This is a genomic window from Natronocalculus amylovorans (assembly GCF_023638035.1).
GTDB classification, from domain to species: domain Archaea; phylum Halobacteriota; class Halobacteria; order Halobacteriales; family Haloferacaceae; genus Natronocalculus; species Natronocalculus amylovorans.
Genome location: NZ_JAKRVX010000014.1, coordinates 1 through 13,581 on the forward strand (window position 1 = coordinate 1; position 13,581 = coordinate 13,581).

General features: G+C 52.2%; 18 protein-coding genes. 12 read left to right on the forward strand and 6 right to left on the reverse strand.

All coding sequences use genetic code 11. From position 1 onward, the window contains the following. Nucleotides 1-202: Mut7-C RNAse domain-containing protein (locus AArcSt2_RS16435; RefSeq protein ID WP_250586289.1), on the forward strand; the 202-nt coding region annotated here is incomplete at its 5' end. Here the strand turns inward: AArcSt2_RS16435 and AArcSt2_RS16440 are convergent. Beyond that, the gene (locus AArcSt2_RS16440; protein ID WP_250586291.1) at nucleotides 203-1,165 is read right to left on the reverse strand and encodes a YihY/virulence factor BrkB family protein; all 963 of its coding nucleotides are present in this window, start codon (nucleotides 1,163-1,165) and stop codon (nucleotides 203-205) included. A gap of 118 nt (nucleotides 1,166-1,283) precedes the next feature. Between AArcSt2_RS16440 and AArcSt2_RS16445 the strand changes: the two genes are divergently transcribed. The 3 genes from AArcSt2_RS16445 to AArcSt2_RS16455 all read left to right on the forward strand — a co-directional run bounded on the left by AArcSt2_RS16445 (nucleotide 1,284) and on the right by AArcSt2_RS16455 (nucleotide 2,403). Further along, on the forward strand, nucleotides 1,284-1,568 hold the full coding sequence (locus AArcSt2_RS16445; protein WP_250586293.1) for a DUF5789 family protein: 285 nt from the start codon (nucleotides 1,284-1,286) through the stop codon (nucleotides 1,566-1,568). A gap of 46 nt (nucleotides 1,569-1,614) precedes the next feature. Further along, nucleotides 1,615-2,064 carry a DUF302 domain-containing protein gene (locus tag AArcSt2_RS16450; protein ID WP_250586295.1) on the forward strand — a complete coding sequence of 150 codons (450 nt, stop codon included), beginning with the start codon at nucleotides 1,615-1,617 and terminating at the stop codon, nucleotides 2,062-2,064. Between the two features lie 93 nt (nucleotides 2,065-2,157). Further along, nucleotides 2,158-2,403 carry a hypothetical protein gene (locus AArcSt2_RS16455; protein WP_250586297.1) on the forward strand — a complete coding sequence of 82 codons (246 nt, stop codon included), beginning with the start codon at nucleotides 2,158-2,160 and terminating at the stop codon, nucleotides 2,401-2,403. Between the two features lies 1 nt (nucleotide 2,404). On the opposite strand, the gene nreA is transcribed toward AArcSt2_RS16455, so the two are convergent. Further along, nucleotides 2,405-3,682 (reverse strand): DNA repair protein NreA, encoded by a 1,278-nt coding sequence (nreA, locus tag AArcSt2_RS16460; protein WP_250586299.1) that lies wholly within the window; start codon nucleotides 3,680-3,682, stop codon nucleotides 2,405-2,407. A 44-nt stretch (nucleotides 3,683-3,726) separates the two neighbouring features. After that, entirely contained in the window at nucleotides 3,727-4,602 is an 876-nt protein-coding gene (locus AArcSt2_RS16465; RefSeq protein WP_250586301.1) for an SDR family NAD(P)-dependent oxidoreductase, read from the reverse strand. 105 nt (nucleotides 4,603-4,707) lie between these two features. Here AArcSt2_RS16465 and AArcSt2_RS16470 point away from each other — a divergent pair, with 105 nt between their 5' ends. Next, nucleotides 4,708-5,298, forward strand: coding sequence for an FAD-dependent oxidoreductase (locus AArcSt2_RS16470; RefSeq protein ID WP_250586315.1), 591 nt, complete (start codon nucleotides 4,708-4,710; stop codon nucleotides 5,296-5,298). 9 nt (nucleotides 5,299-5,307) lie between these two features. Here AArcSt2_RS16470 and AArcSt2_RS16475 read toward each other — a convergent pair whose 3' ends face one another. Then, nucleotides 5,308-6,282, reverse strand: a complete 975-nt coding sequence (locus tag AArcSt2_RS16475) for a transcription initiation factor IIB (protein ID WP_174653133.1) — start codon at nucleotides 6,280-6,282, stop codon at nucleotides 5,308-5,310. Between the two features lie 113 nt (nucleotides 6,283-6,395). Here AArcSt2_RS16475 and rnhA point away from each other — a divergent pair, with 113 nt between their 5' ends. Both rnhA and AArcSt2_RS16485 read left to right on the forward strand, forming a co-directional pair. After that, a complete protein-coding gene (gene rnhA, locus AArcSt2_RS16480; RefSeq protein ID WP_174653132.1) occupies nucleotides 6,396-6,989 on the forward strand; it encodes a ribonuclease HI in 594 nt (197 codons plus the stop codon). Continuing rightward, the gene (locus AArcSt2_RS16485; protein ID WP_250586303.1) at nucleotides 6,979-7,539 is read left to right on the forward strand and encodes a DUF7108 domain-containing protein; all 561 of its coding nucleotides are present in this window, start codon (nucleotides 6,979-6,981) and stop codon (nucleotides 7,537-7,539) included. Before rnhA ends, AArcSt2_RS16485 begins: the two co-directional genes overlap by 11 nt. Before the next feature lie 35 nt (nucleotides 7,540-7,574). On the opposite strand, the gene AArcSt2_RS16490 is transcribed toward AArcSt2_RS16485, so the two are convergent. Further along, nucleotides 7,575-7,925: a PadR family transcriptional regulator gene (locus AArcSt2_RS16490; RefSeq protein WP_174653130.1), complete on the reverse strand. Its 351-nt coding sequence runs from the start codon at nucleotides 7,923-7,925 to the stop codon at nucleotides 7,575-7,577. Nucleotides 7,926-8,154: 229 nt separating this feature from the next. Here AArcSt2_RS16490 and AArcSt2_RS16495 point away from each other — a divergent pair, with 229 nt between their 5' ends. The 5 genes from AArcSt2_RS16495 to AArcSt2_RS16515 all read left to right on the forward strand — a co-directional run bounded on the left by AArcSt2_RS16495 (nucleotide 8,155) and on the right by AArcSt2_RS16515 (nucleotide 12,026). Then, complete coding sequence (locus AArcSt2_RS16495) at nucleotides 8,155-8,685, forward strand: inorganic diphosphatase (protein ID WP_174653129.1); 531 nt, start codon at nucleotides 8,155-8,157, stop codon at nucleotides 8,683-8,685. Nucleotides 8,686-8,976: 291 nt separating this feature from the next. Continuing rightward, nucleotides 8,977-9,396, forward strand: coding sequence for a DUF5518 domain-containing protein (locus AArcSt2_RS16500; protein ID WP_250586305.1), 420 nt, complete (start codon nucleotides 8,977-8,979; stop codon nucleotides 9,394-9,396). A 68-nt stretch (nucleotides 9,397-9,464) separates the two neighbouring features. Beyond that, nucleotides 9,465-10,397, forward strand: a complete 933-nt coding sequence (locus AArcSt2_RS16505; protein WP_250586307.1) for a rhomboid family intramembrane serine protease — start codon at nucleotides 9,465-9,467, stop codon at nucleotides 10,395-10,397. A 15-nt stretch (nucleotides 10,398-10,412) separates the two neighbouring features. Continuing rightward, nucleotides 10,413-11,162, forward strand: coding sequence for an endonuclease V (locus AArcSt2_RS16510; RefSeq protein ID WP_250586309.1), 750 nt, complete (start codon nucleotides 10,413-10,415; stop codon nucleotides 11,160-11,162). A 39-nt stretch (nucleotides 11,163-11,201) separates the two neighbouring features. Then, nucleotides 11,202-12,026 carry an SDR family oxidoreductase gene (locus AArcSt2_RS16515; RefSeq protein ID WP_250586311.1) on the forward strand — a complete coding sequence of 275 codons (825 nt, stop codon included), beginning with the start codon at nucleotides 11,202-11,204 and terminating at the stop codon, nucleotides 12,024-12,026. A gap of 24 nt (nucleotides 12,027-12,050) precedes the next feature. Here AArcSt2_RS16515 and AArcSt2_RS16520 read toward each other — a convergent pair whose 3' ends face one another. Next, entirely contained in the window at nucleotides 12,051-13,250 is a 1,200-nt protein-coding gene (locus tag AArcSt2_RS16520; protein WP_250586313.1) for an ArsA family ATPase, read from the reverse strand. Nucleotides 13,251-13,581: the final 331 nt, after the last annotated feature.

Here is a 13,581-nt window from a genome sequence, read left to right on the forward strand (position 1 = left end):
TGGCATTCCCACCGTGTGGGAAGCCCCGTCGTTTACGACGGGGAGGATGTCACACGAGAGAATCGAACGCCCGGAACACGCACCAGCGGACCTCCCACTTTGGGAGTGTCGAGACTGTGAACAGGTGTTTTGGAAGGGGAGCCACTGGGATAACGTTAAACAAAGACTTGAAAAATTGGAACGTCGAGCGTCCGAATTCTAACTAGCGAGGGGTCCAATCCTCACAGGCATCCATATTCTCCATCAACGCGGCGTGATAGCCACAGTATGGTTGGATTCCATCTTCTGTGCGGACGTATTGGAACTGATCGCAACTCCCACAGTAGCGATCGATCGGCGCATCCGAATCGGGACGGGCATCTGAGCGGTACTCAACAACTGCATCGTCATCGTTGACATCTGTTGACATCTGTGTCTGCTGTGGCTGTGGCGCTGTCGAAGGACCAACGGTATCAACACGGGGGGAGGCAGGCTGCTCTGAGGGGGTATCAAGCGGGGAGCGTATTGTCTCTGTAGACTCTCCACCGTCGCCAGCGGCAGCATGGCTCTGTGAGTTTGTGCGATTAGTTTGGGTTTCAACTTCACCGTCGGGTTCGACACCGAAGAGTCCGATACTTCCGAAGCCGCCAGTTGGTTTCTCGACCTCGACCACTTTTGTCTGCCCTTTCCGAGTGACATTCATTGTGACGGTCCCACCAGGGTCATTCCGGGTTTTGAAATTAACGACACCGATGAAGAGACACCAGAATGTGGTGATAATTCCAATCGAGTAGATACCTGCAGTTGGGAGTGTGAGATCTCGTGCCTCTACTGCACAGGAGTTTCCGATCCATTGGCATGGATAGGCGTGTGCAAAGAGCGCCACCCCAAAGATTGCGAGCGATGCACCAACGAGCGCTGCAGCACGGGTGTTTCGGCTTGCGGGAAGCACCGTGAAAATCCCGAGAAACACTGCTGGAACGCCCAACCCACCTAACACCGCCCCATAGAGTCTCGCTTGGCCAAGCGTATACCCTCGGGAAAGGAGGGTTTCAGTACCAGCAACGACAATACCCGAGAGAACAAGGAGGATGCCGGTGGAGAACAAACCCATCCCGAGCATGAGTCGGCGCTGTCCGGCTTTGGTACCGGCGTCTCCATGATACGCCTCCGAAAGACTAGTCATGGTACGGCATATGAAGGCCCAATACAAAACAGTACGTCAGACGATCGTGTGACAACAGGTCACAATCAGTTCGGATTGCTTCGAAAAGATTACCCTATCGCCTTTCGAACAGCCGTGTATGTCAGACGACGAGGCTGAGGAAGGACCAGCCGTCGAACTCGGAACGGGACAGGCCGTCTCAGGTGCACCACTTGCTCGTGTCGCCTCGCGGCTCACCTGGCCGGCAACCAAAGGTGCGATCGAAGCACAGGAAGGGGACAGCATCATTCGAACCCCAGACGGACCGACTGAACTGCACGAGATTCTCACTGAACTCGAGACAACCTACTTCGATCGACGACAGACCTTCATTACCGAAGTGAAAGAGGTCATTGGAAGCGGTCCCGTCCTCACCGACGAATAGCATCGATACCTTCGTGTTTTTCCGACCGTGGCGCTAACAGTAAGCCATGACGCTCCCATTCGATCCAACCGAGCTGTCTCCTGAGGCGTACGGTGAAAAGCAGATGACACTCGAAATGGAACACGACGAAGCGATCGAGGCCGTCCGCAATGCCTGCGCAGAAGAAGGGTTTGGATTCCCTGTCGAATTCTCACCATCGGAGATGCTTAACGAGAAAATCGATGCTGAACGTGATCCCTACTATGTCCTTGGTGCATGTAATCCGAAGATGGCCGATCGAGCACTCGATGCGACTGACAAACGTATTGGGTCGCTCTTTCCGTGTAACATGGTCATCTGGCAGCAAGCTCCCGGTGAGCAGGTTGTCTACCACGTCAGCATTATGAAACTCGCCAAGCTGCTTGGAATGGGTACTGCGGATGATGAACTCGACGCAATCATTGACGAAACGGGGGAGATGGTTGACGCGGTGTTCGATCGACTTGCAGCGATCTGACCACCAACCACTACTCACCAACCACTAGCGACTACCCACTCCACCGAAAATCAAAATCACAATAGCTATTTTGATTCTGGTGGGGGTGATAATATGTCTCTCCTCCAAGCCGGGACGCTCGGTGTCCCGCTTCGATCGCTTGCACTCGTGTTTGTCTTTCTTGTCATTGCAGGATACATCTATCGTGATGCGACCGATCGCGGCATGAGCGCACCAAAACCAACCGTCTGGAGCATGGCTGTATTTTTCCTCCTGCTTTCGGGGTTCTTCTCCGGTCCGATCGGCGTTGCACTGCCTGGGCTAATTGGGATTGTGTTGTACTTCCTCGTCAGAACGTGAGCTACTGATTTGTGGTCCCAAAGTCAAACAGATTAGTCTGTAACCCAGACACCATTGTCGACTGTCGGCGAAGGTCCGTCATTGAAACAGGAACATGGTTGAGAACCCCTTCAACAGCGTCACGGAACGTCTCTGTTTCACCATGTTCGCCATCGAACGCATGTCGGATCGCTTCGCGTATCTGCCACACACCAACCGGTCCCCAGTACTCATCGGAGACGTGCCGAATAACGAGTACTTTTGCCTGTCTTCCGATCGACGCAAGCTGTTCCAACACCGCAAGGCGGGCCGCATAGTATGCGCCTGCGGTCTCTTCGACATACCCCGTTCGTCCCTCTTTTCCCTCATAATCGGATGCAAGCCACATGCCAGCCTCCGGATCTGGGTTCCAAATACTCCCGGGTGCCTTCAACTCAACCAGCTCAAACTCCCACTGGCCGGGTGCAAGGATGATCCAAAAGGCATTTCCAAGATATTCATTACGCCACACCTGGACTGTATCAACACCTTGGTCATCCCATGTTCGGCCACGGAGGAACTGGCCGATCGTATCATCAACGGCCGTAATTGACCATCGTGTCGGTACGAGCCGTCGATTTGCCCCCTGCCCAAGGGCACCCGCAGAGAGGATCGTATTGATATCGTACACATCAAAGCCGCGGGTATACAGGTATGTCATTGCCCCCTGTGCAGCCCAGTCGTCATCTTCGAGCGTTTTTTGAATCGCTCGTGGGACATGTGGATTCTCAGTGACACGTGCATCTCGGGCACGAGCACGTGGGCCAGTCGGCGTCGCCACATCTTCCGTCGTTATGTCAAAATCGATGTTCGGCGATCCATCAAGCCCAATTTCGAGTTGGACTGGTCGGTCGGCGATCGCAACCTCTCGCTGGACACCAAGAAAGCCATCCCATGCGTCATGGACACTAGTATCAACCGGGGTTGTTTGTGTTGAATTAAGCAGACTTGTTCGCCGTTCGAACACGTCACTGATTGAGACACCTTCCGTGTACCATCCCGCGTTTGTCTCAAACTGTGCTGCGGTCTCTTCGTGACCAACCGGGGACAGAATCCCAGTCGAGACGTTTGGATAGTTCGATCGCCCAACAAAAATCGAGGGTGAGACACTCCCGAAGAGGTCGCCGTTTTGGACGGTTCCTTCGAACCGATCTTGAAACGAGGAGAGGTGGTCCATAATCTCGTAAGATTTCTCCTGTGCAAGCCGCCGTCGCTCTGCACGGTCGTTTGCTTCGAGTTCGATATAGTCGTCCAACCGCATTCAGTAGCGGTACGTAATGAGATGGTAAGAACGTTGGCGTCTCCTCAGGCTGGCCATGATGAATCCACGCCAACTAACGACGCGCTTTCTTCCCATAGTTTGATTCGATTCTTCCGATCGCGTGCTGTTTCGCTCGGCTCCGTCGGGCCTTCGGGCCCAACATACAATCCAGTCTCTGTACGATATGTTGGATCCGTTGCCAACCCTGAAAGCAATGACCCACCTGCCTCAACGGAGGTTCCAACCCACGGTAAGACTGCAGCCAGCCGTATCATAATCCGCTTTCGGAGTGCAGCATCCCGGAAGAGCCCTGTTTCTGGTACGAATCCGGGGTGCAGACAGTTTACCGTGATCGGTTCGTTGATTTCACGGAGCCGATCGGCCAGCTCAAGCGTGAACGCCACATTGCAAAGTTTCGATCGCGCGTACGCATCAAGCGAGTCGTATTGCGCTTCAAACTGCAAGTTATCAAAGTCGAATGTTGCACGCGTGTGAAGTCCAGACGCGGTTACCACAACTCGTCCACGCGCTCCCATTCGGAGTGTTTCAAGGAGCTCACACGTGAGCAGATACGGCGCAAGATGATTAACTGCGAGTGTCTTTTCGATTCCGTCTGTGGTCTCGGTCCGGTCGGGGACTGAAACGCCTGCATTGTGGATGAGGACGTCAAGCGTGGGATACGACTCTCGAACATGCTTTGCGAGTGCTCGAACGGCGTCTTGTGTGGCAAGGTCGTACTGCAGAAAGTCGATCGTCCCTGCGAGCGATCGCGATTCAGAGACGAGTGTCTCACCACGGCTCGCATTTCGTCCCACAACAGCAACTGTGGATCCACTTGAGGCAAGTTGCCGGGCGGCGACTCTCCCAATGCCACTTGTCCCACCAGTGAGAAGGATTGTTGGTAGCTCTGAATCAGTCACAACAGGTACTACATGTTCTATGAATTTAATTTTGGTAGCACCAGTGCAAGTGGCATCGGTGCTACTGGCTCTTATTTACGGCTGGAAGCGGAATATGTGATCGTCATGTCCGATACAAAAGTTGCCGTCGTCGGTGGCGGTCCCGCTGGACTGAGTGCCGCGCTCTTCACCCAAAAGAACGGTCTCGATACCGTCCTCTTTGACACCGATAAAACGTGGATGCACAAAGCACACCTCTTCAATTACCTTGGTGTTGGCTCGGTCGATGGAACCGCATTCATCGAAACGGCACGTAGACAGGTAGACTCTTTTGGCGTCGATCGCCGACAGGGGATCAAAGTAGCTGGTGTGAGCGAAACGGACGGCGGGTTTTCGATCGACACAGATGATGGTGAGCTAACCGCAACCTACGTTATCCTCGCAACAGGTGCAAAACGAGACCTTGCAGAGGGGCTTGGCTGTGCGTTTGCAGACGATCTTGTCGATGTTGGCGTTACAATGGAGACAAGTGTCGAAAATGCATATGCAACTGGCGCAATGGTTCGAAAAGAGGAGTGGCAAGCAGTCATCGCTGCGGGTGATGGAGCTGCCGCAGGATTGAATATCCTCTCAAAAGAGAAAGGCGAACGCTACCACGACTTTGACGTTCCCGCTGATGCAGATGCAGTCTTCGGTCAGATGGCGGCTGACGAGTAATCCAACCGCTTAGTGAATTCCCATCGCTTCGATCTGTTCTTGATATCGGTTCCGAATCGTCACTTCTGTAACTTGGGCAACGTCCGCAACCTCTCGTTGCGTTTTCTTTTCGTTACAGAGCAGTGAGGCCGCGTAAATCGCAGCCGCGGCAAATCCAGTTGGTGATTTACCGGACAAAAGGCCTTCTTCGGCAGTCACATCAATGATCTCTTTGGCTTTTGATTGAACTTCTTCCGGTAACTCTAGCTCCGAGCAAAACCGTGGAACGTATTTTTTTGGGTCAACTGGCCGCATCTCTAAACTAAGCTCTTGGGAGATGTATCGATAGGTCCGACCAATCTCTTTACGTTCGACCCGCGAAACCTCTGCAATCTCTTCGAGCGATCGTGGGATTCCCTCTTTTCTGCACGCTGCGTATAATGCCGCTGTTGAGACGCCTTCGATCGAACGGCCACGAATGAGGTCTTCAGTTAATGCACGTCGATAGATCACCGATGCAACCTCTCGAACGGATCGCGGGACGCCAAGCGCAGAGGCCATTCGATCGATCTCCGACAGCGCAAACTGAAGATTCCGCTCACCAGCATCTTTGGTTCGAATACGTTCTTGCCATTTACGAAGCCGATGCATCTGACTGCGTTTTTCCGATGACAGTGATCGACCATAGGCATCTTTGTCTTTCCAGTCAATCGTCGTCGTCAGCCCCTTGTCGTGCATCGTTTTCGTCGTTGGTGCACCGACCCGTGACTTGCTTTGACGCTCTGAGTGATTGAACGCACGCCACTCCGGGCCACGATCGATCTGATCCTCCTCAATAATCAGTCCTGTCTCCTCATGAATTAGCTCACCATCTGCAGTACGAACAAGTTCCTCCGGATCAATATTTTCTGGATCTAACTCATCCGCTTTTGAGTCAGTTTGTTCCGTGGTCTCATCACGCACTCGTGTCGATCGGTGCTCCCGCTGGCGGTTGGACCTTTTCATCGCATTTAAATACTATCTGACCACAACTATTTAAGACTTTAGCCAATTCCACCGCATCATTATACAAATCGTCGAACAAACAGACTAACATACCGTTCACTCGGAGCATTTGTATGCCGACGATCGAGATCGATTCTGATGTTGCTGCCGATCGACTCCGTGCTGCAGGGATTACGATTTCCGAGGGGAATACGCCGCACGAACAATGGCGAGCGCAGTGTGATCACGCTGTCGCAGTGGCATATGAGGGGAAGGTGGTTGTCCAAGGTCGATCACCGAAAACGCTTACCATGGTGCTGCAGGAAGGGGGTGGGAAAGGATATCTCTACTTCGATGGTGCAAGCCGTGGAAATCCGGGTCCTGCCTCAATTGGGTGGGTGATCATCACTGGTGATGGTATTCTCGCAGAGGGCAGTCGAACGATCGGAACTGCAACAAACAATCAAGCCGAGTACGAAGCGCTCATTGCAGGAGTGGACGCAGCTACAACGTATGGGCTTGATGCGCTTGAAATTCGTGGTGATTCACAGTTGATTATTAAACAAGTCCGTGGAGAGTGGCAGACAAACAACCCAGCATTGCGAGAGCGTCGCGTCCGCGTACGGGAACTGTTAACACAGTTTGACGACTGGTCGATCGAGCACGTACCGCGAGAAATAAACGAACATGCGGATAAGTTAGCGAATGAGGCACTCGATGATGGATAACGAGATACAAAACAACCCACCGAGTGATGTCGTTGAGGAAGCAGAGCGGTTGACACGGCTTGCTCGTAACGCGGTTGATGAGGGCGAAGCAGCAGTGTATCGATCGGAACGCGAACGGCTCATCTCAGCGCATGCGTACACGGCACGTGTTCGTGACGAAGATGAAACGCTTGTGCTCTATCCCGAACAATGGATTACAGATGGAACGGTGCAACTTGACCAAATCGAAGACACCGATCGGGCTGTTGAGGTTCCGCTCACACCACAACCCGGAGAGAGTTGGGCTGCTGTCGAAGCGCATAATCAAACAATTATTGATCGTGTCGCCGCCGATCACAGCGAGGATCATGTTCAGAATGTTCGATCGTTTGCAGACTTTATGGGTAACCACTATCTGCAGACGCTGGATACCGCAACAGCCGAACAGATAGAGGAGTTCTACACGGAGTATTATCCACGGAATGCATGGCCATCTCCTAGCCAACGATCACTCATCGAAGGGTCAATTGAACTCGCATTCACTGCTGTAGACAAGAGTTACCCGCTCTAATCGGTGATAAAATAGGTTCGAGTGACGAAACGAGATTATTCGAGAAGCGCTCGAATATCGTCAGCACGGCTCTCGTTGGTGACGATTCGTGCGAGTGACCATTCAAATTGTTCGAGCAGTGCTTCGTAGCCATCCTCGGTAAGTTCGTACTGGTTTGTTCGTTTGTCAAGCTCTGACTTTTCAACCAGCCCAAACTCAACGAGATCGTCAAGGTTTGGATAAAGCCGACCGTGATTGACTTCGCCACCGTAGTAAGACTCAAGTTCTCGTTTGATTGCTAAGCCGTACATTGGTTCCTCAGCAAGAATTGTGAGGATGTTCTGCTGGAATGCAGTCAAATCCCTGATGATGCCCGTGTTGTCAGTGATTGTTTGTGCCTCTGACATGAATAGACAGACGTCATCTGGATATTTAACATTTCGTAAGTCGACTGACGTTTATGTAATGATCTGCGTAGCTATACGGTATTTTAGTGATTATAACAATATCTCGTTATTCACAAACTTGCCCTGCCTTGCTTCCATCAAGAGTGAAAGAACTAACCGCGGTGAAATCACAAAACCGGCCAGAGTGTCTCGAAAAGGCTTTCCCATCCGTTCAGGAATACGTAGATGTATGACGAACCTTTTCGAAGATCTCGAAACAGGCCCTGACGCACCGGAGACGATCTACGCAGTTATTGAGTGTCTAAAAGGTGAACGTAACAAGTACGAGTATGATAAAGACATCCCCGCAACGGTCCTCGATCGTGTGCTTCACTCCAACGTCCACTACCCAAGTGACTATGGATTCATTCCACAAACTTGGTACGATGACGACGACCCACTTGACGTACTTGTGCTCGTTGAGGATCAAACGTTCCCAGGCTGCGTAATTGAGGCTCGACCAGTTGCGCTCATGAAAATGGATGACGATGGTGAGCAAGATGATAAAGTCATTGCCGTTCCGACAGAGGATCCGCGCTTCGATCATATCGAAGATCTCGAGGATATCACCGAGCAGACCCAAGCAGAAATTGACGAATTCTTTGAGACGTACAAAAACCTCGAAGGCGGCAAAGAAGTAGAGACACTCGGTTGGGAAGACAAACAGGCGGCGATCGCTGCGATCGAGCGCTCCCAAGAGATCTACACTGAGAAGTTCTAAAACGACGAACTTTGTTTTCGTATGCATCAGAGGTATAGGGAACAGTCTGCAGATGAATTATGCGCATGGGTAATTTTTTGAGGATGGGTCTGGTAGCTACTTTTGTTATGGCAGCCCGTCGTCAAACCCTAGGTATGCAACATCGCACAGTAGTTCCAACGAATCTCGAGCAGGTAGAATCTGTCAAAGATGATGGTGACGAAGATGGGCAGCTCTGCTCCGAGTAGGTCAGCCGCCACTGGTTCATCTATGTTTATATAATTTGGCTATGCAATTGACAGCACGTCGTCTATGTCCTCCACAAAACAGACCGCTGAGACACGAACTGACCCAGAACCATCAGACAGCAACACGTTGATGAATGCGCTCATCGGTGGTATTGTCGGTGTTGTGCTTTCGATGATCCCATTTTCAACCATCCTTGGTGGTGCTGTTGCCGGCTATCTTGAGGGTGGCACCACCAATGATGCGCTTCGTGTCGGTGCATACGCGGGCGTGGTGATGCTCATACCGATCGTACTGTTTGGTTCTCTCGGATTGCTTTTCTTTACGGGTATGCCGATCGCTGGCGGCAGCGTTGGCGTTGGCGTCGGTGGATTTATGATGATGACCATTTTTATACTGGTTATCCTCACTGTCGCCATTTTCTATACTGTTGCGCTCGGAATGCTTGGGGGCTGGATTGGGAACTACCTCAAAGCAAATGTATAATATCGTACTGCAATCCCCTTGCACCGAGAGCCAAACTCCTTTGACCCCACCGCTACTAGAAGGGAGTAATGGCCAAGTGTGACGTGTGTGGGGAGTATGAAAATCTCCCGTACCAGTGCCGGCGGTGCGGGCAGACGTTCTGCGCCCAACACCGGCTGCCGGAAAATCATGACTGTCCAGGATTACAGGACTGGAATGACCCCGGTGGTGTATTCGATAGCGGATTTGACGACACTGTAGATAACCGTGGCGGAAAGTCAGGCACCAGTAGCCCCGTTGCAGGCGTTAAACAGCGTATTGAACGTGATGTAACAGGTACTGGCGGTGTGCTTGGGTTCTTCCGTGGAAACGTGACCTACACGCTCCTTGCAATCTTTTGGATCGTGTTTGTCGCGGAGTTCATCGTACTCGGATTCTTTGGGTTGTCAACATTCTATGCTGTGTTTGCACTCTCGACATCAAACCCGGAGTACGTCTGGACATGGGTGACCTCCGTCTTCTCACATAGCCCCGATGGACTTCTTCATATCGCAGGAAACAGCATTGCCCTGTTTTTCTTTGGCCCGATTGTTGAACGGTATGTTGGCTCGAAGAAATTCCTGCTATTCTTCCTTGCAAGTGGTGTTGCTGCGGGACTTGGATACGTTCTTGCAGCGCTTCTCGTCGGGAACAGCGTCAACGTTCTTGGTGCAAGCGGTGCAGTGTTCGCAATTTTAGGTGTGGTAACCGTGCTTCGACCAAATTTGGAGGTGTTACTGTTCTTCATTATTCCAATGAAGATCAAGGTCCTAACCTACGGAATTGCTGCAATTTCGCTCATCTTCGTTATTGAGCCAACCGCAGCAAACGCCCTCGGTGTCGGGAACATTGCACACCTTGCACACCTGATTGGGTTTGTTATCGGACTCGCGTACGGAAAACAAATCGAAGGCCGACCACCCGTACGCGGCGGCGGGATGCCCGGTATTCAGATGGGTCGTGGTCCGGGACCACGTCGCTAACCAGCGCAACTGAGAATGCCAATTTCTCCTGTTAATTCACAGTTTATCCCGAACGCATCACTGAGCCGATCGGAGATGGAGGAGCTCCAACGATCGCTTGCATCGATCGCAACATTCGATGACACACCGGAGACACCATCACCAACGGCCCTCACCGATCCGATCATAATCGGTGTCGATCAAGCGTTTTGTGACGAGCAAGTCATCAGCGCCGTTGTCGCATTTCGAGACGGAGAGATTATTGAGCGAACATACGCTGTGTCACCGATCGAGCTCCCATACATTCCGGGATTGCTTGCCTTCAGAGAGGGTGGCCCAATCTGTGACGCACTCGACACGCTGACGTGCACACCTGATCTCGCACTGTTTGATGGGAGCGGGCGGATACACTACCGACAAGCAGGCCTTGCAACACACATTGGTGTGATCTATGATCTTCCATCCGTTGGGGTTGCAAAATCACTGCTCTGTGGAACACCACAAGCGCCGACCGATCGCCGGCCTGTTGGCTGGCGGACGCCAATCCGTGCAGATGAACAGGTAGACGCACAGATTGGGACAACGATCGGCTACGCATACCAGTCAAAACAGTATCGTCCAAGCGCAACAACAAGCGTCAATCCGCTCTATGTCAGCCCGGGGCACCGAGTCAGTGCTGAAACCGCAACTGAATTAGTTGCAGCACTCTGTACTGCATACAAACTTCCGAGACCAACGCAGGAAGCCGATCGATACGCTGCAGAAGTGAAACAAACACTGCGGTAGAACGTGGGTAATTAACACCCCTGAGCATAATTGGTAACTGTGCAACCGAAGACGGTCCTAATTACTGGCTGTTCATCAGGGATCGGCCGCGCAGCAGCGTTGGCATTTGTTGAAGAAGAGTGGACCGTGTATGCGACCGCTAGAAACCCAGCCGATATTGAGTCGCTTGGGGATGCTGGCTGTACGCTTGCAACACTCGACGTGACAAAACAAGCCGACATCGATCGCGTTGTCGACCGAATTCTCGATGAACACGGAACAATCGACTGTATCGTAAACAATGCGGGCTATGGACAGTTTGGCCCAATTGAAGAGACACCGATCGAACAGGTTGAAAAACAGTTTGACGTGAATGTGTACGGTCCACACCGACTCACAAGAGCAGTCCTCCCACACATGCGCCGTGAAGAGGATGGGACAATTATTAATCTCTCGTCGGTCGCAGGTCGAGTTTCATTCCCTGGTGGGGGTCCGTACTGTGGCTCAAAATTTGCCCTTGAGGCGATGTCTGACGCACTCAGAAGTGAAGTGGAACCACACGGCATCGACGTCGTGTTGGTTGAACCTGGGCCTGTGAAGACCGAATTTAAAGTTCGTGCCGAAAAGGAGGTGGAGAATTCGGAGCGATCAGGGGCATATGAATCGTTCTACTCCGTGTTTGAGGATACACAGATGATTGCGGGCGATGGTCCCGGATCAGTAACCCCAGAACGTGTCGCTGCAGATATTGTCAACGCAGCAAGCGCAACGAAACCACCCGCACGCGTGCCCGTTGGCCCGGTAGCGCAAGCAGGTACACTCGCTCGGTTTATTCCGGATGTTGCTCGCGACAAGTTCTTTTCATTCGTCAGCCGTCTTGGATAACGATCACCAATTCGTGCAGTTGGGTTAATCCAAACAAGCGGCAACAATCCGCAATGCATCTTCTCCACGAACCTCATCCGCAAGGAGTGGAACACGCTTCACCTCACGTCCACGGAACAGCTCTGTTGCTCGGCGAAGCGAATTCTGTTGAACTGTCCAGCGACGCTGACAGAACTCACACGCCTCCAAATTTGGCGTTACAACCCATGATGGATCAATCTCTGCATCAGTTACGTCTGTAAGATTCTCCATAACACGATTAATGACGAGTGTCTGGACCGGGATCTCAAACTCTGCAAGCCGAGACACTAACCGCTCGGATTCGACAATACTCATTTCTTCTGGGATCATCACGACGCGGAAGTCCGTCTGCGCTGGGTCTCGAAGCACAGCCCTCAGCCGTTCAATTCGATCGCGCAGTTCGTCCATCTCTGCCATTGGGTCCGCCCCGTCAGCTCCGCCAAACATCCCTTTAATACTGCCCATCATTCCCTTGAACTGTTGGCGGAGTTTGAGCATCCGACCGACCATCGAATCCATCAGTTCAGGGAGTTGCAACAGCCGAAGTGTATGCCCGGTTGGCGCTGTATCAATAACAACTCGATCGAATCGTGGATCATCTAAATACTCAAGTAGCTGTCTCATCGCTGCGGCTTCATCTGCTCCTGGCATGTTCGACGACCCGCCAAGCATCTCACCCATCCCACCAAGTGGATCGTCTCCGTCTTCACCACCAAACATCTCCCCCATCGGGCCCATCTGCTCTCCGAGATCCCCCATGCCACCAAGTGGGTCACCACCAGCTCCAAACATCCCGTCTTCCACCGCTGCATCAGGGTCGATCTCTGCAGCATACAGCGGCATGTCCTCCCGAATCTGTGTTGGTCGTGGTGGAATCTGAACACCCAATGTGTCTGAGAGCGAATGCGCCGGATCTGTGGAGACAACGAGTGTCGAAATACCACCCGCAGCGCTCGACAATGCCGTCGCCGCCGCCATTGTAGTCTTTCCGACACCTCCCTTCCCGCCATAGAGTACATACTCCGGTGCATCAACACCTTGTGGCAAATCAGTAACCGTTGGTGTCACTTCGATATCTGCCGGCCCATCGTCGATCGATTGGCCCGTCGTGTTGACATCGTTGTCGTGCCCGTTTGCACCGCCAGTATCGGTATCGGTATCGCTGTCCACACGATCGACAGCCTCGACATCGATTTCGTCCATAGTCGATCGTACTCTGTCACGCTTTGTGTAGTCGTCGGTCTCTTCGCGTACACACGAAAAAAATCGGTAAGCACCAATAATCGCGCTATGACGTAGCGTATCGTGGTATACATACACTCTACCAAAGCGCCTCCGAGACAGTTACCTTATATACAACCGGCTACTCGGATGTAATGTAGCAGAGCGGGATTGTGTCGTCGTACGATCGACCACAACTCGTTGAGAGTCGGTTTAATTCAATGGGTTTATACCCTTGAATCAAATACGATGTAATCAGAAGAAATGAGGATTGCCCCCCTGCGGTACGCCGTATCAGAGGCAATCTGATGTG

Bases quoted from the DNA above. Each gene is read 5' to 3' on its own strand.
- AArcSt2_RS16440 (WP_250586291.1), bottom strand. From the start codon at position 1,165: ATGACTAGTCTTTCGGAGGCGTATCATGGAGACGCCGGTACCAAAGCC.
- AArcSt2_RS16445 (WP_250586293.1), top strand. From the start codon at position 1,284: ATGTCAGACGACGAGGCTGAGGAAGGACCAGCCGTCGAACTCGGAACG.
- AArcSt2_RS16450 (WP_250586295.1), top strand. From the start codon at position 1,615: ATGACGCTCCCATTCGATCCAACCGAGCTGTCTCCTGAGGCGTACGGT.
- AArcSt2_RS16455 (WP_250586297.1), top strand. From the start codon at position 2,158: ATGTCTCTCCTCCAAGCCGGGACGCTCGGTGTCCCGCTTCGATCGCTT.
- nreA (WP_250586299.1), bottom strand. From the start codon at position 3,682: ATGCGGTTGGACGACTATATCGAACTCGAAGCAAACGACCGTGCAGAG.
- AArcSt2_RS16470 (WP_250586315.1), top strand. From the start codon at position 4,708: ATGTCCGATACAAAAGTTGCCGTCGTCGGTGGCGGTCCCGCTGGACTG.
- AArcSt2_RS16475 (WP_174653133.1), bottom strand. From the start codon at position 6,282: ATGAAAAGGTCCAACCGCCAGCGGGAGCACCGATCGACACGAGTGCGT.
- rnhA (WP_174653132.1), top strand. From the start codon at position 6,396: ATGCCGACGATCGAGATCGATTCTGATGTTGCTGCCGATCGACTCCGT.
- AArcSt2_RS16485 (WP_250586303.1), top strand. From the start codon at position 6,979: ATGATGGATAACGAGATACAAAACAACCCACCGAGTGATGTCGTTGAG.
- AArcSt2_RS16490 (WP_174653130.1), bottom strand. From the start codon at position 7,925: ATGTCAGAGGCACAAACAATCACTGACAACACGGGCATCATCAGGGAT.
- AArcSt2_RS16495 (WP_174653129.1), top strand. From the start codon at position 8,155: ATGACGAACCTTTTCGAAGATCTCGAAACAGGCCCTGACGCACCGGAG.
- AArcSt2_RS16500 (WP_250586305.1), top strand. From the start codon at position 8,977: ATGTCCTCCACAAAACAGACCGCTGAGACACGAACTGACCCAGAACCA.
- AArcSt2_RS16505 (WP_250586307.1), top strand. From the start codon at position 9,465: ATGGCCAAGTGTGACGTGTGTGGGGAGTATGAAAATCTCCCGTACCAG.
- AArcSt2_RS16510 (WP_250586309.1), top strand. From the start codon at position 10,413: ATGCCAATTTCTCCTGTTAATTCACAGTTTATCCCGAACGCATCACTG.
- AArcSt2_RS16520 (WP_250586313.1), bottom strand. From the start codon at position 13,250: ATGGACGAAATCGATGTCGAGGCTGTCGATCGTGTGGACAGCGATACC.